Source organism: Clostridium sp. TF11-13AC, assembly GCF_003481065.1.
In the GTDB taxonomy this organism is placed as follows: domain Bacteria; phylum Bacillota; class Clostridia; order Lachnospirales; family Lachnospiraceae; genus Otoolea; species Otoolea fessa.
Genome location: NZ_QUKJ01000003.1, coordinates 142,345 through 163,490 on the forward strand (window position 1 = coordinate 142,345; position 21,146 = coordinate 163,490).

Sequence of the window (21,146 nt, forward strand, 5' to 3'; positions counted from 1 at the left end):
CATTTTGCAGCGATTTTTCCGCCTTTTTCCCTGATATTGCCTCGCTTGTCATGAATTTTAAAAAAACATATTTTGAGAATTTTTATCCATTTGCTTCATTTCGTATATTTTTATCCTTTTTGCACATACTCCATCTGTAAACATTTTGTCCCATTCCAGTCCCTTCGCGGTCACTGATATTGGCTTCTCTGATAGGAGATTTACACGATGCAGATTTCTTCATCCATTGAAAATAACCGGACTTTTTTTCAAAAAAAGCTCCGACCGGACATCAGTTTTGATGTCGTAGATCGGAACCTGATGATCGGCGGGCGCGATGCCTGCCTCTACTGTATTGATGGTTTTACCAAGGACGATACGCTTTTAAAAGTGCTGCAGGCGATGAGCAGCATTGAAACCGCCCAGATGCCTGACAATGCAAACGATTTTGCCGCCCTCTACCTCGCCTACGGCGAAATCGGGCTGGAAACGGATTCGGACGCGCTGATTATCCAGCTTCTCTCCGGTGTTCCTTTTCTTCTGATCGACGGATATGCACAGGCACTCACGATAGACTGCCGCACCTATCCCGCTCGCGGAGTCAGCGAACCTGAAAAGGATAAGGTATTGCGCGGCTCGCGCGATGGTTTTGTCGAAACGCTTGTGTTCAATACGGCTCTGATCCGGCGGCGCATCCGCGATCCGAAGCTGCGGATGGAAATCATGAATATTGGGGAAAGTTCGCACACCGATATCGCCATCTGCTACATGGAAAACCGGGTGGACACCGAACTTTTAAACCGCATCCGCACCCGGATTCAAAAAGTGCATGTCGATGCCCTCTCGATGAACCAGGAAAGCCTTGCCGAATGCATTTATCCGCACAAATGGTTCAATCCGTTCCCAAAATTTCGTTTTTCAGAGCGTCCGGATACCTCCGCTGCCTCGATTCTGGAAGGAAATATCATCATTCTGGTGGACAATTCGCCATCCGCAATGATTCTGCCATCCTCTGTTTTCGATATCATCGAGGAAGCCGACGACTACTATTTTCCACCGCTGACCGGCACCTATCTGCGCCTGTCGCGGACGGTCATCTTTTTCCTGACCTTATTTCTGACACCGCTGTGGCTGCTTTTTATGCAGAATCCCGGCTGGATCCCGGAATGGCTCGCTTTTATCCGTGTCACCGATGAGATCCATGTGGCGCTGATCTATCAGCTTCTGATCCTGGAATTTGCCATCGATGGTCTGCGGCTCGCGGCAGTCAACACCCCCAGCATGCTGACGACACCGCTCAGTGTCATCGCCGGTATCGTGCTTGGAGAATACTCGGTCAAATCCGGCTGGTTCAACAGCGAGACGATGCTCTATATGGCGTTCGTCACGATCGCCAACTACTCGATGACGAGCTTCGAACTCGGCTACGCACTCAAATTCATGCGCGTCCTGCTCCTGATTCTGACCTTTTTCCTCAATCTCTGGGGCTTCATCGCCGGAACACTCATTGCCGTCGGCTGCCTTGTCTTTAACCGGACAATCGCCGGAAAAAGTTATATTTACCCGCTAATTCCATTTCACTGGAGTGAATTAAAAAAGCGGCTGCTCCGGAACCGGCTGCCGCATGAGGAGAAAAACGGGTAAGAATGTCGCATAAAATGTCCGCATACCCACAACTGCCCGGATGGTTCCGGGTACTGGCTGTGGTTTATGCGGACATTTTAACTTCTATATCTATCTTCTATTTTTCTTTCTTATACACTACCTCTTTCAGCACCTCCAGCGCCTCCTCATACCGCTCTGCCCCCATCGAGGCACAGGACAACAGGAGCTTCGGATATCCCTCTTGAAAATGATGCTCCTGTTTTTCCAAAAGACTCCCGACCGACTCCACCGGGCGGACGGCGACGCCTGCCTGTGCCGCACGCCCGGCAATTTCCGCCGATGTAAGCGGGCTGTCAAGCTCCATGAGAACCAGAAAACCGGCATCGCCCAGATGCGTTCGCGCTTTTTCTCCAAAAATGCGCCGCACCGCATCACACAGACACTTTGCCTTTGCCGCGTACAATTTCTTGGACTTTCGGATCTGGCTTTCCAGATGTCCGTCCCGGATAAACTGGCAGAGGGCAATCTGCTCTGCCTTGGACGCCGTCTGGTTATAAAAACGCCCCCGCTCCTGATACCGTTTCAGCAGATCCGGCGGCAGGACCATGTAGCTCATGCGGATCGATGGCAGAAGCAGCCTTGAAAATGTCCCCAGATACACGACGCCCCGCCCGCCGGAAAGCCCCTGCAGGGACGGTGTCGGGCGGTTATAATAGCGGAACTCACTGTTGTAATCGTCCTCAATAATCAGCATATCCTCGCGCGCCGCATCCTTTAAAAGCTTCATCCGGTCGCCCACCGGCATGACCTCGCCCCAGACTGTCATCTGCGATGGGGTCAGATAGCAAACACTTTTCCCTGTATGTCTCATCGCCTCTGACATCTGTTCGGATAACCCTGTTTTCATCTCTCTTGCACATACATCTGGCTTTTCTATTCCGCACAAATCCTTTTTTGAGGACTCAATCCTCCTATCATTATTTTCCCAATATTCTCTTATATCCCCGGTCCGAAACCCATAATCCTCAAAAATCTGGCGTCCCTGCCGGAACGACGGATTAAAAAACCATGCGCTGTCCCGCTCCCGCAGCATCGGGCACAAAATATGCAAGAGGCTCTGCACACCCGCCCCTACTACGATACTGTCCGGCGTACAGATCACATTGCGGTGGCGCCCCAGATACGCGCAGAGCGCCTCCCGGAATTCCCGCTCTCCCTGCGGTTCGCCATAAGAAAGCAGCCGTTCATCCTGGCGCAAGGCGCTCTTGACATAGCGCCGCCATAAATCAAACTGGAAGCTCTCCCGATCCACATTCGAAGACGCAAAATCATACCGGATTTCCGGGCGTTCCTCCTGACGCGGCACACCGTGCTCTATTTCCTCCCGGTTTGCAGCCGCCAGCACCGCATCCGTTACATAAAACCCACTCTGCGGACGCGAAATGATATAGCCATCCGCCGCCAGCAGCATATACGCCGTCTCCACCGTCGTCCGTGAAAGCTGCAGCTGCAGGGAACATTTGCGGATCGACGGCAGCTTCGCTCCCGGCTTCATCTGCCCGGACACGATCAATTCTTTGTAATATTCATATACTCTCAGATACCGGCTCTGTCCCGGTTCGCTTAAATTCAGTTCCATCGTATTTCCTCTATCTATTTATGTAAACGGCGATGCACCGCATCGATCATCCGCATCATCCCATATCCCAGACAACCGCCCCTCTTTCCGTCTTCACAATATTTTTCATCTCCACCACTTGTCCCTCTTATATCCAACTGCCTTCCTCAATTATACCGTTTTCTCCTGCTTATAGGCAATCCCCAAAATTGAGTACTGTTACTGTTCACGCATACGTGCCCAGTAACGGAAATTCCGGGGAAGAAATCAAAGAGCCTCTTCTTCCTAAGAAAGAAGAAATCCCCCGCATGATTCCGGCTGAAGTTGGTCTGGCATACTGCAACAAGCTTTTCTTTTTGGAAAAGCCGTTCCGTGACCTTACTCCGGAAGAGCGAAAAGACAGACGTCTGGAAACAGAAGTGCCGGTATGGGAAAGCTTTTATGCATGGTTGGAACAACTCAATCCTGTAAAAAGAAGCAAGCTGGAAAAAGCTGTGATATACGCAAAAAAACATAAAGAACCACTGCCTGTTTAAGGCGAAGGATACCAAGGGGGCAGTGGACAATACGATGGATTATTCATCGCTTACGATTTACTAATTTCCCTAAACCATCCCACATTCAATCAAATTAAAAAGAGGCACGGCATAAATTATTCTGATAGATTTTACATCAGATTTCTTTATGCCGTGCCTTTTATGTTATCATAATGATTGCTACATACATATAGCAGGCTTCACCCTCCGTTATACACCGGATTCGCATTGATTTTCGGTACGAAGGCAACAGCCGTTCCGCAATTTTCACCATCCTCCCCATACTTCTTCATAGATCTGTCCGGCAGAAAATACCCAGAATGGATGTTTTGCCAAGTATACCAATGTTGCAAATTCCCGACGAGTCATAGAAATCAACTCACCGTTTCAGTATACTGTTCTCTCCTTCAGCCGAAGCTCCAAGCCCGGAAAAACAAGAGTGTTACAAGGGTGGGATGTCACAATATGGTCAAATCCTGGCTCGACCGCAATAATCTCCATAATTCTACTGAGTATATATTCTTCATGGTCGGTAAGCGACATTACCAGAAACTTGCCCATATTGTTCACATCCCTCTTTATTGATATTATTTTTGCATTACATTACGGGTTCATTTTTCATCTGTCGGATGCGGTATTCACCGCCATCGTCCCATCTGCATAGAAGTAGTACCACTTACCATCGATCTGCTTCCAGCCGCCGGCAAACATCATTCCGGTGGCCTTATCCAGCCAGTACCACTTCTGATCATCGGAGAGCCAGCCTTTCACCGGCTCCCCGTTTCTGTAATAGCTCCACTGGCCGCTGTCATTCTGCTGCCAGCCGTTTGCGGTCTGCGGGTCAATGACGATCTCCACAAACCGCCGCAGGACGGTGGCGACTTCGGCGCGGGTGGCGGTTCCTTTGGGGTCAAAGCGGTTATTTGCCTTGCCTGCCAGGATGCCCGCCTGCTGCATGGCCTTAACCGCATCCTTCGCCCAGCTACTGATCTGTGCGTTGTCCGCAAAAGTCACAGCCTGGAGGGTTTTCGGAAGGTCGTAGCCCAGCTTTTTGGCGTAATTTGCCATGATGACCGCCATCTGTTCCCGGTTGATGTTGGTATCCGGTGCAAAGGTGGTGGCAGTAACGCCGCCCACAATACCGGTCTGCGCCGCCCAGTTGACATAGGACGCATAGTAAGCGTTGGCTTTCACATCGGTGAATTTCCCGGTCTTGTAGCTATCCGGGTTGATGTCTGCCAGCCGCCCCAGAGCGGTGACGAACATTCCTCTGGTCATGCCGGTGCCCGGACTAAAGGTGGTGTCGCTGGTGCCGGAGAGCAGTCCCCGACTGGCTGCAAAGAGGATGTTGTCCGCAGCCCAATGGTTATGAATATCGGTAAAGGCCGGGGCAGGGTTCTTGTAGCCCACGCCATAGACGCTGAAATGACCGGTTTCAAAAACCACCGCTTTCAGGCTGGCATTGTAGCTGGATTTGGTGATCCATTCCACCTTGCCCGCGTCATCTACATAGACTGCGTACAGGTTTCCGGCAGCTTCTCCCTTTGCTGGGGTGTAGGGCAGGCGCACCGAGACAGTATGGCCGTTTAGGTTGGTAATCGGCGTCTCCTTGCCGCCGGAGAGATACACCAGCGACAGATCGTAGGCCGGTCTTGTGCCGATAGCGGCTTTGGCCTCGGTGGAGCGCAGTGCATCCACCTTATCTACCCGGAGAATGATGTCCCCACCAGCGGAGACGCTATCCAGCTGCTTCAGAGTGTCCAGCCCGATATTAACCGAAACCAGATGGTCTGTTGCTACAGTAAACTGCCGGACGTTTTCTTTAACCAGCAGATCCAATGTCTGTGCCTTGATGGTCACGTTAAAAGAGGTCTGGCCTGTCGCCGGGGTGATGGGAACGGTAACGGCAATCCCGTTTTCGGTTATGCCGTTCTTTTTCGCATCCTGTTTGGCCTTGCCGATGGCGGACTGGACAGAGCTGTTGTCCACCGATACATTACCGGTTTTATCCGGCTTAACTGGCTTGGTTTCTCTGGTGACAGGAGAATCCGGTTTGTCCGGTTTGCCGGTGTCCGGCTGACTGGTATTTCCAGAGTTACCGGAATTGCCGGAGGATGAGCCTCCACCGCCGGATGAACCACCAGAGGAGGAACTGCCGCCGCTGCCCGAACCACTAGAGGAGGAACCGCCGCCGCTGCCCGAACCACCAGAGGAGGAACCGTCGTCGCTGGAAGATTGCTTGGAAACGATCAACGTTCCAGAAACATAGGTGATCTCATAATTGTCATTTGACAGCGTACCAGTGATGTTGATCGCGGTTTCTCCGGTTTTGCTCATATCCGGCGTCTGCGCGTAGGCCAGTGTTACCGTGCCGCTCAGGGTATCTGCACCAACCAGACCCTCCACCTTGTAGTCCTTATCTGCTTCCGGGCTGCTCAGATCGGGCGCGGTGCTGCCGGTGTAGGCGCTCTTATCAAGCGCTGTAACGGTAACTGACTTTTTCGCTGCGGTCACAGTCAATCTTTGCTCTGCCACATCTGCGTACTCTGCGTTTCCCTGAACCTTATACCAAACAGTGTATTTCCCCGCGTTTTTCGCTGTGGGGATCTGCTCGCTCCACTCAGAATCGTCAAGCCGGTAGAGCATCGTGCCGCCAGTGGTCTTGCCTGCTGTAACCAGAGCCTGTTCTGCACCGTTGTAGGTCAGGGCGTTTGCCGTAGGTGCCGTAACAGTGGGGACAAGCTTGTTGGTCGCATTGACATTGACGGTCAGCGTGATGTCCGCATAGTTTGCGCTCTTGATTACTACGGTCACTGTACCCACAGAGCCGGTGGTTTTCACGTCATTTTTCTGAATGGGCAGGGTCAGCGCGCCGTTTTCCACCTTCGCGCCGCTGGTGTAGTAGCCGCCACCCAGTTTGATCTCGCCCAACTCATAGGTGGGTGCACCGTACTCCTTGGGAGCCTCCAGCACAGGCAGGGCGGGGAGCGTCACAGTGTAGGTCTTTTCGTGGCCGTTTACAATGACGAGCGTAGTTTCCTTGGTGAAGTCAGGCGCGGCGGCCTTGGTGATGCTGCCAGTAGTAGGGAAGCTGCTCTGCTCCAGGGCGTAATTCTTCGCGGCCTGCCCCATCAGGGTCACTGTGGCAGTGATGTTCTTGCCGTTGCCCACACTGGCATCGTCAAAGCTGGCGGTCACGGTGTAGTCTGTGCCTCGGTTCAAGGTTACGCTACCCTCGAAGGTCACGCTGGGAATGCCCGCGTTTGTCGTGCCATCATAAGGCTTGGACGTAGCCGTTACCCCGGTGAGCGTCAGCGGTTTCTTTCCAATGCTGACCTCCACGCTGGCGGGTGCGGTATCATTGTGGTTTGCATCGCCAATCACCCGATACCACACGGTATATGCTCCGGCATCGGTGCCGGTAGGGATGTCCGGGCTGTATGTGCCGTTCTCGGTCAGGCTGTACTGCATGGTGCCACCGCTGGTCACACTGTCCGCAGTAATCAGCGCCTGCTCCTGTCCGGTATAGGTCAGATTTTCCTGCGCCGTGGGAGCGTTGAAGGTGGGGGTAGCCTTGTTCACCTTGATGGTCACAGTTCCGGTCGCGGTCGCGTATTCCTCATAGCCCTCCGCCGGGGTGAATATCCACTCAGCCTGATAGTCGCCGGCTTTGTCGGGCTTGGTACTAGGATTCGTCCACTCGAAGGTGCCTTCGACCGTCTTGCCGTCGTCTTTCATCGTGCCAGTAATGGTGCTGACGCGCAGGATCTGGCCAAAGGTGATTGGCGTTGCGGTGATCTCGCCGTCCAGCACGGGAACGATCTTGTTCTTCGCGATGACTTTAACGGTCAGGAGCATGTCCTGATAGTTGTCCGTGGTGATCTTGACGCCTACGGTTCCGACGGAACCTTCGGTCTGAGATTCGACAGCCGGGACAGTCAACTGGAACTCATCGTTTGATGTGATCATTGCCGTCGAATTTGCGTAGCCGCCCTCTCCAATCAGATTGAAGTTGCAGGCCTCATATTTGATGGAGCCGTACTTACAATTATCGCCCAGCGTCGGCAGCGCGGGAAGATTGACCAAGTAAGTCTTTGCCAGCCCGTTGATAACGGTCAGCTCTATGGGCTGCATCGTGGGCGCGGCCGCCTTGGTGATGCTAAACTTCCAGCTATCCGCCGTCAGGCCGTTGGCCGCAGCATAGTTCGTGCTCTCGGTTACATCGATCTTGACGGTGTATTCGCCCGCGTTCTTAGGCGTGGCTTCCTGACCGTCTTTATCGTAGTATTTTACGATGACCTCGCCCGTACCGGCCTTTGCGGGAGAAACTGTCGCGCTCTTGACATTGCCGTCATAGGTCAGGCTTGTCGGGGCGGTGAAGGTGAAGTCCTCCGCCTTGGGGGTAGCTTTGCCAATGGTATAGGTCACGCTGGCGGTGGCGCTGCCCATGGTGATGCTGGCGGTGTAGGTGCCGGCATTCGTGGGGAGCGCGTCGTTTTCCAATTTCTCTGGACCATACTTGCCCGTCTTCGTGTAGCTGATGGTAATCTTATCCACCGCCGGACCCTGCCAATCTCTGCTTGCAGTCACCGTGGCGGGTTTGCCGCTGCCGTTGTAGGTCAGCTCGGCGGGGGCCGCAATCGTCACGCTGCCGCCGCTGGCGTCGTCCTGGCTGCACTTGGCAGTGATGGTCGCGTCGCTTGCCGTGTACGTCCAGCTATGCTGATGCCGGGTCACGGTGAACGGCTCGCTGTAGCAATTGTAGCCATTGCTGCACTGGACGTAAATGTGGTACTGATAGCTCTTGTCTACGGGCAGCCCGGAGATCGTGAGCGTCTTGCTCTGCCCGCCGGTATGCGTCGCAGTATTAACTTTTTTGAAACTCGTGGTCCAGTCGTTGGTTGATTCGTTAAACAGCTCCCACCAGTAGTAGTAGGTGTCGCCCTCCGTTTCGGGCGCGATTACCGCAGTCAGCATGATATTGCCGTCCGTCGCAAACGCCGAGTTTCCGGTGTAGTTCGTATCGCTATTCGGATAAATCTTTTCGACCGCGAAGGGGGCTTTTTCAACGGTGACTTTTTCCGAGATTGAATTGGCGTTGGGGAGCCATTTGTTATCCCTTGTTTTTTTGTAAGCGTACCCCTTCGCCAGCAGCGCGTAGGGCTTGACATAGCCGGCGTCGCTCGTGATCTCGCCGTAGCTGCCGCCGCTGAGGCTGGCGCTGCTACCGTCGTCCTTTACAGCCACACGGCTGAAGGTGCCGTTGCTCAGCGAAAGCTTTCCGCCGTTCTGCGCCGTGACAATGGCGAGCTTCGTATCCTTGTCGTTGACGGTCAATTCCGCGTCTTTGCCCTCCACCGTCACATTGAAGCCTCCGTTGCTGCCCGTGACCGTCAGAGAAATGCCCTTGGCGGTGAGGTTTGCTCTTGTGACACTTTTCCCGCCGGTCGCCAGCGTCACCGGCCCGTGGGTCAGCTCATAGGTGGTCGAATGCCCGTCGGCATAGCCATTCACATCCTGATACAGCGTGATGGTCTTTTCGCCGTCCGCCGCGTTCGCCGCCTCGATGGCAGTGGCAAAGGCCGCGTACCAGCTCGTCTTGCCGCCGACGGTCAGCGACGCCGTCATCTGCTTGCCGCAGATGCTACAAGTGCCCTTGCCGTCCGTGCCGCCGTTGTGCGTATGCGACACGACCTTGACATTTTCCAGCGTATTCAATCTATCATTGGTCACAGCCTGATTATCACTTGCTCCGTAATACGCCGCGCCCTCCGCCAGCAGGTCGGCGAGTTTGCGGTCGCCGTTGGTTTTGATCATCGTAAATGTGCCGCCGGAAAGCTTGACTTTGGTGGTGTAAAAATCCGCGAAGACAAACGTGCCGCCGGAGATCGTCCCCGTGACATTGTAGTCAAACTCAACGCCGCCATATTTCTTTTCATTATTAAAGCTGCCGCCGCTGATGTTCGCGATGCTGCTGCCGTTGAATTTGACATTACCAGTGAAGGTACCGCCCTTGGCGTTCAGCGTGCCGTTCACCGTGACGGAGGCGTCGGTGAATGTGACGCCCGCCTCCACCGTCGCCGTGCCGTTGATGGTCGCACCTTTATAGCTGCCGTTGGCAAAGGTCACATTCGCGTTTTCAGCGACCGTCACATTCTTGGCGGTGTGCGTTCCGCTCTCCAGCGTCAGCGTGCCGGTCAGCGTTATGGAGGTGCCGTAAGGCATATCCCGCAGCAGGGTCAGCGTCGGCTCGGTGCAGCCCTCATTGCTCCAGCCGTTCAAGGTCTGGATGGCCTCTACATAGCCGTTTTCCAGCGCACTGTCTTTCGTGAAGTAGGCAGTCTTGGTCGTGCCGTCAGCGGCCTTGGCGGTGATCTTCGTATACAGGTCCTTGTGGCACACAGAGCACACAGGGTTGCTGTCATCGGCGCACTGATGGACGCACTCCGTGAACTGCACCTTGTACGCTGTATAGCCGGTCAGTTCGGAGATTTTCTCCGTCTTGGGAACGATGCTCCATACACTGTCCTTTTCGCCGTACAGCTCGCACTTCGCATAGTCGGTTCCCAGCAGATCGTTAACGGTGAGGCTCTTGCTCTTCGTGTTGTCCGTGATCTTGCCGATGGTGCAGGCGTTTGGATTGCCCTTCCACAGCTTCAGGCCGTAGCCCGTACTTGTGGAGCCATACGCAGCATTGCTTAAAACCAACTCGCCGATTTTGCCGCCAAAGCGCTCCAATGCGCCGCCGGCCTGCAGCTCCACGCGCGAAATCTCGCCGGTGTAGGAGTCGTCAACCGCCAGCGTTCCGTTGGACCCAACCGAAAACTTGACATTGAGCGCCTGCGTCCCGCCGCCCTTGCTAGAATCCTTGACCGTCAGAGTATTGGACTTGTTCCCGCCTCCGACATGAATGTATTTATTCTCGGTGCTGACAGTTTTGCCATTCAGATCCAGCGTCGCTGAGTAGTTCTCAGAAGAGCAATTTCCTGTGAGCGTCACATTCCGCAGCAGCGTCACGGTGCTGCCTCTGGCTGCATTAAACGCATCCGTCAGCGTCTTATAATAGGCGCTATCGCCCACGCGCGCGTCGAATTGCGTTTTGCACTTCTTGCAGGTGTAGCCGGTATCGTCCATCTCGTGCGTGCAGGGCACAAGATAGACCTTGCCGTCATTGCCCAGGCTGGTCACGCTGTCGGCGGCGTCCGCCTTGAAGTTCTCAGCGCTGAGCGTCACGCCGCTTGCCGGTTCGGCGATGGCCCCAGGATTTATGCCTTCACGCACGCCCACACGGATGACCGAATCCTCACTCAATGCGCCTGATACAAGAATGGGCAGCTTCCAATCATAATTGGCGTAATAGCCGGCCTTCACCGAGCCGGAAACGGTAAGTTTAGGGTTTGTGCTTTCTGTTCCGTCGTAGTAAACGTCATATTGATTGTTGTCGGTAACGGTAGCATCGGTGAGGGTAATAGCGCCCTTTCCATAGATGCCGCCGCCCGCAAAGGTGCTGTTGTTTCCGGTGATCGTCACATTCTTGACGGTTACCCCTCTCTCCGAATAAATGCCGCCCCCGTGGCCATACCTTATATCCCCCGTGGCGGACGCCTTGTTGCCGGTGATCGTGGCGTTGGAGATCGAAACATTGCCGGCGTTAAAGTGGATATAGATGCCGCCGCCGTTGCCGGCGGTTGCCGTGTTGCCGGTGATGGTGCCGCCGTCCATGGTGAAGCTGCACTTCTCACCCACATATACGCCGCCGCCACCGCCGTCAGACGCACCCGCAGTGTTATCGGAAATGGTGCCGCCGTGCATGGTGAAGCTCGGCGGGTCGATATGATTCGTCGTGCCGACAAGGAACACACCGCCGTAGTCTTCATTACCGGTAATCGCTCCACCATACATGGTAAAGGACGAGCCGGTCTGATAGTCGGCGCCCTTTTTACCGACCTGCACGCCGCCGGTGATCGTGCCGCTGTACAGTTCCAATTTGCCGCCATTGACGAGCACTTCGCCTTGAACCCTGCCGCTGTCGGAGCAGTCAGTCAGCGTCAGCGTCGCGCCGCTGCCGACGGTGATTTTACCGTTGATCGTCTGCCCGTTCAGGCAGAGGTTGACCTCGCCGTCCGTTGGCACAGTCCAGTTCTCCGACACGGACTTCGTCAGATAATAGTTGCCAACAGAATCAGGCAGGGAATCGGTAGTTGTCCACTCTGTGCCAGCAGTGTCATGTTCGTGCCCGTTGACATCTCCATTCCCGCCGCAGACGCAGTGGGTATGATCGGCCTGCGGCAGCGCAAACGCAGCCAGCGCCGCACAAACGGCGTTATAGCGCGTCATGTCCAGCTTGGCGGCCTGCTCATCGGTGAGGGCCTTTATTTCTGCATCAATAGTCTTCAGCTGCTCCTCAATTTCGGTCGCATTGTCCTCCGTGACTGTTTCAGGCAGGGCGTCAATGAGTGCCTGCACAGCCAGCACCGCCTCCTCTTTTCCAAGGCAGGCGGAGAGGTCTGCACCCTTAGCAGAGCAGACGGTGCATTCAGGGTTCACAGCATCAGCGCCGCATAATTTCTCACAGATGCAGGCGGCTTCCGCTGTGCCTTTGCAGGCGGAGAGGTCTGCATCTTCCGCAGAGCAGACCGGACAGTCGGAATTGACCTCCTCTTTCTCACAGCGGGTTTCGCAGATGCACTCCACCGGAGCATTCCCGGACACGCCGGGAACAAGCCCGCTGTCCTGAGAATTGCACTGCTCGCAGGTATACCTGCAGGGCGTCCCCTCTGTGGCCGGGATGTAGCCGCAGCTATCGTCATGCTCGCCGCGTTCATGAGGACAGCTTAATTTTTTTGTGATACAGCCGCTTTCCTCACTGCATTTATGGGTACACTCGGTCGGCTGGACCTCCTCTACTTCAGATGAGGTCGCCGTATTTTCTGATACGCTGCCTTCCAAAACAGGGTAACAGCTTTCGTCATGTTTATGGATACACTTCTCCACAAGGGTGTAGCAATCCTCAGTATGTTCATGTTCACAGGCTGCCCCTTCGGTTCCTTCCGTATATCCGCAGTCCTCTGTATGTTCCGGGTGATGCTTGCACAACCCCGTATGGACGGCGGATACACCCGCTTCCACCGCAGATGCCGGAACTCCCGGCATCGTAAAAATCATTGCCGCCGCCAGTAAAAATGCGGCCGGCCGTTTCCATTTCCATATCATTTATTCATCCTCCTCACGCGGTTCGTTCCTTCTCGTTGTTTTCTGAAGCAGCTGGGATACCGCCTCCCGCAGCTGATATTCTGTCACAGGCTTTACCAAAAAGGTGTCCGCCTGCATCCTGCGGCTTTGGGGTTCAAATTCTGCCTGGTCGCTGATCCACAGGAGCGGGACATCCTTGCTGTACCCTCGTATGCTCATGCAGAAATTCATTCCCCTGGCTCCGTCCTCCATGACAACCACAGCATCATAAGGCCCATCCCGCTGCATGGCATAGACGCAGAATACGCCATTGTCAAAGCGGTCTACTTTGCCAAGCTTCATCAGTAACGCCGTTTCTTTCTCCTTCTGACTATAACTGCACAGCGCAATTCGCATTTTCGCACCTCCATTTTGTGATGGGTTTTATCGCCTCATATAGCTCCTGATCGGAGCAGTCTGCCGAAAGGAACGCAGGGATACGCAGGTGATATGCGATCAGGGCAAAGTTTTCATCATCGCTCCACCAGACAAGCGGTGTTTCCGGTGCCAGCTGCTTTGCCTGAATGGCAGCCTCCAATCCCCTTGCCCCGGTCATGGCGATGACAACCGCATGGTAGCGGCTCCGCCGCAGTGCCTGAGATAGCTGTTTCTCATTCCATAGCTCGTCGATGACAAGCTGTCCGTCCCCAGCAAAAAGGGAGCGCAGCCTGCTCTCAAACCATTCTGCATTCCTTAATTCCGTACAAAGTGCGATTTTCATGCTGAGCCTCCTTTCCTGAAAAGAAAAACAAGAAAGAATGTGCCTTGGCACATTCTCGCGCCGATCGCGATCGCTTGCGACATGTTTCTTCTTCGCGCGAGTGCGCATCTTTGGCACGTTAGTGCCTTTTTTATGTGACAGGGAATTCTTCGGAATTTCCTGTCACATAAAAAAACCAGACCTTCTCATCGGAAAGTCTGGTAGTATAATTAGAGTAGCATCTTGTCAAGAGAAATGCAACCGACTTTGTTTAAGACGCAGGTTTCCTGTTTAAGACGCAAGTTTTTTCCTGCGGTTTTATGTTATACTAATATTGGATTATTGTGCAAAGGAGATGGCACGATGCAGATTGCGATTGTGGATGACAGAGCAGATGACAGAGCCGAACTGTCTGCCTGCCTGGAAAATTATATGAAAAAGCATCAGCTGGACTATACGCTGACAGAATTTGAGGACGGAGAGAATTTTCTGAAAGCTGCCGCCCAGGTCAATTTTCAGCTTGTCTTTATGGACATCTATATGGAGAACATGGATGGAATAGAGGCCGCCAGAAGGCTGCGCCAGAAAAACAGGCTTTGTAAGATTGTTTTTCTGACCATTACAGAAGATTATGCCCGGATGGGGTACAGCCTGTCCGCCAGCTATTATCTGCTGAAGCCGCTTTCGCTCCATCAGGCAGATTTTGAAGAAGCGATGGAGCTGTGCCAGCTAAAACCGCCCTATGAAGTGATGACACTTTCGGTTATGGCTGACCGTCAAAAGCTGGAACTTCCCACAGAGAAGATTCTATACATAGATTATCAAAACCGTATGACACGGATTCATACGGCAGAACGCGTGATACCGGTAAGCGGAGGCTTTCAGGAGGTTACTGCCGCATTGCAGAAGGACAAGCGTTTTTTGCCCTGCTACCGGGGCATTTTAATCAACATGGATTACATCAGCCAGGTTGACAGTCAGACCTTCCGTTTGATAAACGGGGAGGAACTTCCGATTGCCCTCCGCAATGGAAAACAGCTGCGGGAAACCTACCGTCAATATGTTTTCTCTGGAATGGGGGGTATCGTATGAGAATGAAGCAAATGCACAGGCGTATTCTGGAGGGCTGTCTGGCCTGTCTCCTCTGCTTCACCTGCAGTATCCCAGCATTTGCCGCCGAAACTGCAACCCCATCCAATGCCGATGAAAGAAGGGAGATTTTGCCGGATTTAGAAAGCGAGACTCCAGGGACACTGGAGAGCAAAACCCCGGAAGCATCGGAAGAAGTATCCCTCGTCCTTGTCACAGAAATACAAAAGGAAGACGAACTGCTCTCCCTGCCAGATTTCACCCTGCCCCTTAGAACCACATCGTCTGATGATGACCTGAAGGAAATTTATCAGCTGGCCCTTCGGTATCAAACCGTCTGCGCCACGGTAACAGCAGGTGAAGAAATCCGGCAGGAAACATTTTCTGTCGCATGGGATTTTTCGGACATTGACCAGACCACTCCAGGCAAATATACCGCAGCAGGCCGGATTGAACTGCCGGAGGGGTATGCCTTTGGTGAAGCTGTCTTGCAGGAGCTTCAGATTTCCGTCCGGGTGAAAGAAATGCCGCCTGCTGTCATCACCTCCATAGAGAAGTGGTATCCTTATACGGACGCGTTTGCGGTTCAAGAGGGCAGCGAAACCGAAACGCTGGAAAATTTGTTTGCCTTTTCCCCTTACTATCTGGAATGCTATGCGGAAAATGGAACCAGCTACACCGCTGTGGTGGAATGGGATTTTTCTGGTATTGATTTGAATACTGTGGGACTGTACCATGCAGCAGGAAGGCTGACTGCACCGGAAAATACCATATTTGCAGATCGTGTCGATTTCCCTGAAATTTCAATTCCTGTTTCTGTACAGGCTCCGGGCAGCCCAGACATCAACTGCTTCCTGGTTCGCAGAGGAAGCCTTTATTTTCCCTGGGTCACACCGCCGGGGGAACTGGATGAGATCAGCGTATGGCTGTCCGAAAACAACGGTTCATGGAACCGCCTGGAAAGTGGCGTTTATGTGGGTCAGGAAATGCTCTCGATTGCTACCCGTCTGCTGATGCCGGGCAGCAGTTACCGCCTTCAGGTGGATTATGACGGCGGACAGACCGGCATCCTGTCCTTTACCTACGCAGATGGAATTGTCCTTGAAGGGTATCATGAAGGCGACCGGGATGGAGGGGATGCAGGCGGGAATCCACCCGATACCATCATTCAACCGCCTCCTGAAGATACCGACGATCAGGATGACGGTTTCGCAGACAGGCCCTCCACAAAGCCTCCAAAACCGCCTGCAACAAATGGCGGCAGAGTGGATTCCAACGATTCTGAAAAAACACCACCTGTCAGTGAAGAAAATGATCCTGCGGATCATGAACCATCCCACAAGTCTTCCGAGCCATCCTGGGAGGGAAAGGATGATTCCATAGATATAGATAAAGACGATTTCCCATCGGAACAGGCAAACGGTGATACAGAGGAAGATGCGGATTCCAAAAGCCCTGATTTTTCAGAGTTCTTCGATGAAACCACCGACCGGATTTCCGGCACGCGCTTTTTGATGATGCTGCAAACAGGGGAGCAAAGAGCCGTCTTTTCCAAACAGGGAATCACCATCAGCATACCAAAAGACGCCTTGCCGGAGGGCATCCAAAACGAAGATCAGATTGAAGTCATCATCCAAAAGGATACGGACGGCGGTTTTTCTTTTTCGTTTTCCATCAATGGAACTGCGCTCAGCTCCCTGCCGGATGTTTCTGTCATGCTGCCCTGTCCAAATGACCCGGCAGCCGGCACATGGTTCCTCTGTGATGAAAGCGGCGTGGAAATTCCCATGACCGGTTATGACGATGCGGCAAAAGCCGTCTCCTTTCAGATCAGCCATACAGGGGCATACACCATTGTGGGAAAGGAAGATGCCGTTTCCCTGGCACAGGCCGCCGACACAGAGCATAGCCGGTCGCCCATACTCCTTTTGATTCCGGCCTGTCTGCTTCTTCTGTCTGCCGGTGTGTTTTTCCTAAGGAGGAGGCGAAAATAAGATGGTATCTTCTGCGGTAAAAAAATATGCTGCCTTATGTATGGTCTGCCTGTGCTCATCCCTGTTTTTTCTTGGCCTGTATCAGTTCAATAATAAATATAGCCAGAACACAATCCAGGCGGCAAATGGGATTCTGGCGCTTTCTGAGGAAGAACTTCAAAAGTCACCGGTGCGCTTTCTGGTATCCGGCTGGGCATTTTATCCTGACGCGCTTTTAACCCCGGAAGAAATACAAGATGAAAGCCATTATATGCGCTACCTTTCCATTGGAGAGCAGACCAATTTCTCCAGCCCTGCAAACCCTTCTCCCTATGGCTGCGGGACTTATCAGATGACATTCTTTCTACCGGAACGGAAGGAAACATATGCGCTGGAAATCCCGGAAGTGTTTTCTGCTTACAACCTTTATCTGGATCATGACCTGATCCTGCAAATGGGGGAACCGGCACAGGGGACACCATTGGTTCAAAACCGCATGGTCACTTTTCATGGCGGAAAACCGGTCACACTCACCATAGCGGTCAGCAACTATGACCACTTTTACGGAGGGATTGTCTATCCGCCTGCTTTCGGAACGATGCTGGCGGTCAATACAACCAGAGGAATCCGGTTTGCATTCTGCCTGTTCAGCTGTACGGTTACCTTTGTCTGTGCGCTGCTGTCCTTTTATTTCAGCCGCCGGATGAAACAGAAAAATACATTCCTGTTCGGACTGATCTGCCTTGCCATGTGCGGCCTGTCATCCTATCCTGTGCTTCATATGCTGGCTGCGGTTCCCGTATTCCCCTGGTACACGATTGAACTGTTCTGTATCTATCTGGTTACCTGGCTGATCGTAGTTCTGCAAAACCGGATATGCAGGCCGGGCTTCCTGCCTGCGGCCATCAGTAATGGAGTGGGCGCTGCCTTCCTGGTATATGCGTTTGTGTATGGCATGATGGCTTCCCATCTCTCCCTTGGAGCGATTCGTTTCTTCTCTGCATCGGTCTTTTGTTATAAGGCGGCATCTGCGCTCTATCTGCTTATCATCGCTGTGCTTGCCATTCACAGAGGAGAAAAACGGAGCAGGCCGATCTTCTATGCTGCGGCAGCCGCAACCTGCGCCTTTATATGGGATCGCCTTCTGCCGGTTTATGAACCGGTTATCGGCGGTTGGTTTTTGGAATGGGGCAGCTTTTTCATAGCAGCAGCCATCGGTTATTCCCTCTGGCGCGATGTGATAGAAGGATATGGAAACAGCCTGATTTTCCAGGAAGAACGCAAGCAGGTCATCCGTCAGCTTTCTATGCAGACCGAATACAGCCGTCAGGTTTCAGAGGCAGCGGCAGAAAACAGAAGGCTGATCCACGACATCAAACACCATCTGCGCACCATAGACCGCATGGCCTCTGAACGTGGGCAGACAGAGATCTGCTCCTTCCTGTTACAGGTAGAGGAACAGGTTGCGGCATCATCGGGTCACTCCCCTGCCCAGTTCTGCAAAAATCCCGTTGTAAATGCACTGATTGAATACTACTACGGCATGGCGCAGACACAAGGGACAGAATTTCAGGTACGGCTCGATCTTCCCGATCAGATGCCGCTTACCGATGTGGAACTGTGTACGGTGCTGGGCAATCTTTTGGACAATGCCGTTGAGGCGTGCAGCCGCCAAAAGCAAGGGGTGCGCCGCGTTTTCATTGCAGGCGAAACCAGAGGCAATATGTACTTTTTGAAGATTGAAAACACTTACGACGGTCTGGCCTTGCAAGAGGGAAAAACATTCCTCTCCCGAAAGGGCGCATCCGCCGATCATGGAATCGGGCTTTCCTCTGTCCGAAAAATCATTGAAAGCCATGGCGGTGATCTTGATCTCGTTCCCGGTGAGGAATCCTTTCTTGTTGGAATTACAGTGGGTTTATAAACATTGCTCATACAAAAGGACACCATTACTTACATTTGCATAAGCAATGGTGTCCTCTCTATTTTCCAAGTTCTTCTTCCATAATATTCCTAATCGCTTTAATATCCGTAAAAGTCAATTTTATTCCACGATTATACATAGCCAGTACTTCATTCAGATTTTCAACAAGTACCTTATCCAACTTTTTATGTATCGTTACAGGCTGTTCCTGAATCGTATGAACATGGTCAAAATATTTTTCAATAACAGGAAATGTATTCTGTATCAAAAAAGCATTTTCTTTCCCTGCAAATAATCCAATCACTATCGTATTGCATTTACCATATCGTTTCTTTTTCTTTTCAACGATTTCCTTGTATTTCTCAGCTTGTGAGCTAATTGGTATCATCCAATACAATTTTGGATTTTTTCTATCCTGAATTGCATAGTAATGAGGACGATAGTTCCCCTGTTCCTTATTACTCATCAAATATTTATCCTGAACCAAGTCAAAAAATTCATCCTTGATATGATACGAATATCCCTGTTGTATCTCCATAAATAACCTTTCCTATGTGATAAAATTCCCCATCAGAATTCACTGATGGGGAACATTTACAAACTATACTATTTTTATCCCACCTGTATAGCAAGTGGCTTCATTTACGAACTGAATTATTTATACCCCGCACCATCAGCAAGCGGCAAACATTTACTTCTATCTTTAGTATATACAGTTTCTCTGAATTTAGCAACCTGTTTTTTAAGTTTAGAAATATTTTTTACTATATCATGGCTCATCATTTGTCGTAACTCTGTCGTAAAATACAAATTTAAGCCTCTTAAATTGCTTGAAAACGCCCTGTTTTCGGCATTTTATTTCTCCAAACTCTTCATCGTCGGGAATTTTTTTAATTTTTCTTCATTACCCTTCGTGATGCTTCGCTGTGCTATTTCTATTAAATTGTCTTCTCTTCATTACCATTCATGATGAATCATTGTAAAATCATATCTGTTGTCAATTTGATCTCATTTGGTTATTTCTGTTGTCAGATGAAAGGGTTCATAAGCCCTTCTTAAAATACATCCATTGTTGCAGCCAAATGTTCAAATGTTTCCTGTTTTTTCTTCTCTGTCGCTTCTGCATAGATATCCACAGTGGTCTGAATATCCTTATGCCCCATGATCGACTGGATTATTTTCAGGTTCGTTTCTCTTTCACAAAGCCTTGTGCAAAATGTGTGTCTCAAGCTGTGCGCTGAAAAATCCGGCAAGAGCACCGGCTCCCGGTGCTCTTTTTTGCCTCTATTTCTTCTGTTGCGTTATAAGCAGATGAGATTCTCTTGATTGCCCGATTAACTGACTGGGCATTCATTATATTTCCATAACGGTTACAGAAAACAAAGCCTGTCATCCCATCAATCTCTGCATCTGTCCAGCCATTTTCTTTCTGCTCTTCCCAGATCATTTCAAAAGCATCTTTCACTGTATCCAACATGGGAATCGTACGCATTCCGGCTTCTGTTTTCGGCGTTGAAATGTGATTTTCCAATGCCCGGTCTTCTCCTACCGGATAATACGTTAGATTATATATCCAGACCGTCCATCTGATCTTTCATGAGCTGTGCTTCTTTTTCCCGAAGCGTTACAAGGTCTTGTGCATAAACATATTTACGTCTTCCGAGAGGATCCGTATAAGTATATACATATCTTCCGTCTGAACGTCCCTGTGATTCACCTTTTTGCATGAAAAAAGCAGCTAACCTATTTTTCATAGACTAACTGCTCGTGTTAAGTTCCATATTCAGTTTTATTCTATAAATCCGACAGTGAAATTCGGTCGTATGCACCATTTTTCTTATCTTCCGGGTGTGGTTCCAATCCGATAATCGTAATGTCTTTCTGAGCTGGTCCATAAACCCAGTACATTCTCATTGCGCCACTGGTTTTATTTTCCAGATAAGACTGCCACACTTTCATTCCATAACGTCTGGACAATGGCTCTATTTCATGGGTTTGAAGACTTGGATACCCTGGATCTGCCGATAGCAGCTTTAAAGCCTTTCCCCATTTTTTATACAACTGTTCTTCCTTCTTTTTTATATTCCCAGAACGATATTTCTCCTGCAGATCTAACCAAAGTTCCTGCATTTCAGGAATTCCCATTCGTATATTAAAGTTCATTCTTTGTTCCTTTTAAAAATCTGACAGGTCAATAGCCGGAGAAACATCTCCTCTTTTAAAGTTACTTACTGCACGATCCATATCTGCCAGGGTTCTGGCTGAAATGCTCTCTGGCACTGCCAGTTCCCGAGGTTCCAGAATAATGCAGCCATTTCCATATTCTTTTACATTATAATACTGATAAGCAGCTCCTCTGAGGGTAATCCTTTTTTTATTGTCCAGATGAGCAACATAATCTTTCATTGCTTCCATTATCAACACCTCCTACGCAAGTATTTGTGTGGGAAATCCCACCTCTTGCTATTATAATACGCTTTTCTATATTATC

13 protein-coding genes and 1 pseudogene are annotated in these 21,146 nt (G+C 51.3%); 5 read left to right on the top strand and 9 right to left on the bottom strand.

Features of this window, described 5'->3' with window-relative positions; all coding sequences use genetic code 11:
• Positions 1-207: 207 nt before the first annotated feature.
• Positions 208-1,623 carry a spore germination protein gene (locus DXD12_RS08010; RefSeq protein ID WP_022360194.1) on the top strand — a complete coding sequence of 472 codons (1,416 nt, stop codon included), beginning with the start codon at positions 208-210 and terminating at the stop codon, positions 1,621-1,623.
• A gap of 97 nt (positions 1,624-1,720) precedes the next feature.
• On the opposite strand, the gene DXD12_RS08015 is transcribed toward DXD12_RS08010, so the two are convergent.
• Positions 1,721-3,223, bottom strand: coding sequence for a PLP-dependent aminotransferase family protein (locus DXD12_RS08015; RefSeq protein ID WP_118638040.1), 1,503 nt, complete (start codon positions 3,221-3,223; stop codon positions 1,721-1,723).
• Between the two features lie 188 nt (positions 3,224-3,411).
• Between DXD12_RS08015 and DXD12_RS15295 the strand changes: the two genes are divergently transcribed.
• Positions 3,412-3,738, top strand: a complete 327-nt coding sequence (locus tag DXD12_RS15295) for a transposase (RefSeq protein ID WP_207665262.1) — start codon at positions 3,412-3,414, stop codon at positions 3,736-3,738.
• 618 nt (positions 3,739-4,356) lie between these two features.
• Here the strand turns inward: DXD12_RS15295 and DXD12_RS08030 are convergent.
• From DXD12_RS08030 to DXD12_RS08040, 3 genes are read right to left on the bottom strand one after another with little or no spacing between them, the layout of a single operon-like run.
• Complete coding sequence (locus DXD12_RS08030; protein ID WP_118638044.1) at positions 4,357-12,951, bottom strand: S-layer homology domain-containing protein; 8,595 nt, start codon at positions 12,949-12,951, stop codon at positions 4,357-4,359.
• The gene (locus DXD12_RS08035) at positions 12,952-13,326 is read right to left on the bottom strand and encodes a hypothetical protein (protein WP_118467306.1); all 375 of its coding nucleotides are present in this window, start codon (positions 13,324-13,326) and stop codon (positions 12,952-12,954) included.
• Entirely contained in the window at positions 13,301-13,690 is a 390-nt protein-coding gene (locus DXD12_RS08040) for a response regulator transcription factor (RefSeq protein ID WP_118638046.1), read from the bottom strand. The genes DXD12_RS08035 and DXD12_RS08040 overlap by 26 nt, the downstream gene beginning before the upstream one ends.
• 342 nt (positions 13,691-14,032) lie before the next feature.
• On the opposite strand from DXD12_RS08040, the gene DXD12_RS08045 reads away from it, so the two are divergent.
• The 3 genes from DXD12_RS08045 to DXD12_RS08055 are packed head-to-tail and all read left to right on the top strand — an operon-like array spanning position 14,033 to position 18,655.
• On the top strand, positions 14,033-14,761 hold the full coding sequence (locus DXD12_RS08045; protein WP_182457047.1) for a LytTR family DNA-binding domain-containing protein: 729 nt from the start codon (positions 14,033-14,035) through the stop codon (positions 14,759-14,761).
• Complete coding sequence (locus DXD12_RS08050; RefSeq protein ID WP_118638050.1) at positions 14,758-16,752, top strand: hypothetical protein; 1,995 nt, start codon at positions 14,758-14,760, stop codon at positions 16,750-16,752. The genes DXD12_RS08045 and DXD12_RS08050 overlap by 4 nt, the downstream gene beginning before the upstream one ends.
• Before the next feature lies 1 nt (position 16,753).
• Positions 16,754-18,655, top strand: a complete 1,902-nt coding sequence (locus DXD12_RS08055; RefSeq protein ID WP_118638052.1) for a GHKL domain-containing protein — start codon at positions 16,754-16,756, stop codon at positions 18,653-18,655.
• Between the two features lie 58 nt (positions 18,656-18,713).
• On the opposite strand, the gene DXD12_RS08060 is transcribed toward DXD12_RS08055, so the two are convergent.
• The 5 genes and pseudogenes from DXD12_RS08060 to DXD12_RS08075 all read right to left on the bottom strand — a co-directional run bounded on the left by DXD12_RS08060 (position 18,714) and on the right by DXD12_RS08075 (position 21,070).
• Positions 18,714-19,193: a hypothetical protein gene (locus DXD12_RS08060; RefSeq protein ID WP_118482267.1), complete on the bottom strand. Its 480-nt coding sequence runs from the start codon at positions 19,191-19,193 to the stop codon at positions 18,714-18,716.
• A 116-nt stretch (positions 19,194-19,309) separates the two neighbouring features.
• Positions 19,310-19,465, bottom strand: coding sequence for a hypothetical protein (locus DXD12_RS15305; RefSeq protein WP_182426611.1), 156 nt, complete (start codon positions 19,463-19,465; stop codon positions 19,310-19,312).
• A 245-nt stretch (positions 19,466-19,710) separates the two neighbouring features.
• Positions 19,711-20,409 (bottom strand): annotated as a pseudogene (locus DXD12_RS08065) (site-specific integrase).
• Positions 20,410-20,449: 40 nt separating this feature from the next.
• Complete coding sequence (locus DXD12_RS08070) at positions 20,450-20,818, bottom strand: hypothetical protein (protein WP_118628800.1); 369 nt, start codon at positions 20,816-20,818, stop codon at positions 20,450-20,452.
• A gap of 12 nt (positions 20,819-20,830) precedes the next feature.
• Complete coding sequence (locus DXD12_RS08075) at positions 20,831-21,070, bottom strand: hypothetical protein (RefSeq protein ID WP_005609451.1); 240 nt, start codon at positions 21,068-21,070, stop codon at positions 20,831-20,833.
• Positions 21,071-21,146: the final 76 nt, after the last annotated feature.

What these genes read in the sequence shown, in the direction of transcription:
- DXD12_RS08010 (WP_022360194.1), top strand. Translation starts at nt 208, where the DNA reads ATGCAGATTTCTTCATCCATTGAAAATAACCGGACTTTTTTTCAAAAA.
- DXD12_RS08015 (WP_118638040.1), bottom strand. Translation starts at nt 3,223, where the DNA reads ATGGAACTGAATTTAAGCGAACCGGGACAGAGCCGGTATCTGAGAGTA.
- DXD12_RS08030 (WP_118638044.1), bottom strand. Translation starts at nt 12,951, where the DNA reads ATGATATGGAAATGGAAACGGCCGGCCGCATTTTTACTGGCGGCGGCA.
- DXD12_RS08035 (WP_118467306.1), bottom strand. Translation starts at nt 13,326, where the DNA reads ATGCGAATTGCGCTGTGCAGTTATAGTCAGAAGGAGAAAGAAACGGCG.
- DXD12_RS08040 (WP_118638046.1), bottom strand. Translation starts at nt 13,690, where the DNA reads ATGAAAATCGCACTTTGTACGGAATTAAGGAATGCAGAATGGTTTGAG.
- DXD12_RS08045 (WP_182457047.1), top strand. Translation starts at nt 14,033, where the DNA reads ATGCAGATTGCGATTGTGGATGACAGAGCAGATGACAGAGCCGAACTG.
- DXD12_RS08050 (WP_118638050.1), top strand. Translation starts at nt 14,758, where the DNA reads ATGAGAATGAAGCAAATGCACAGGCGTATTCTGGAGGGCTGTCTGGCC.
- DXD12_RS08055 (WP_118638052.1), top strand. Translation starts at nt 16,754, where the DNA reads ATGGTATCTTCTGCGGTAAAAAAATATGCTGCCTTATGTATGGTCTGC.
- DXD12_RS08060 (WP_118482267.1), bottom strand. Translation starts at nt 19,193, where the DNA reads ATGGAGATACAACAGGGATATTCGTATCATATCAAGGATGAATTTTTT.
- DXD12_RS08070 (WP_118628800.1), bottom strand. Translation starts at nt 20,818, where the DNA reads ATGAACTTTAATATACGAATGGGAATTCCTGAAATGCAGGAACTTTGG.
- DXD12_RS08075 (WP_005609451.1), bottom strand. Translation starts at nt 21,070, where the DNA reads ATGGAAGCAATGAAAGATTATGTTGCTCATCTGGACAATAAAAAAAGG.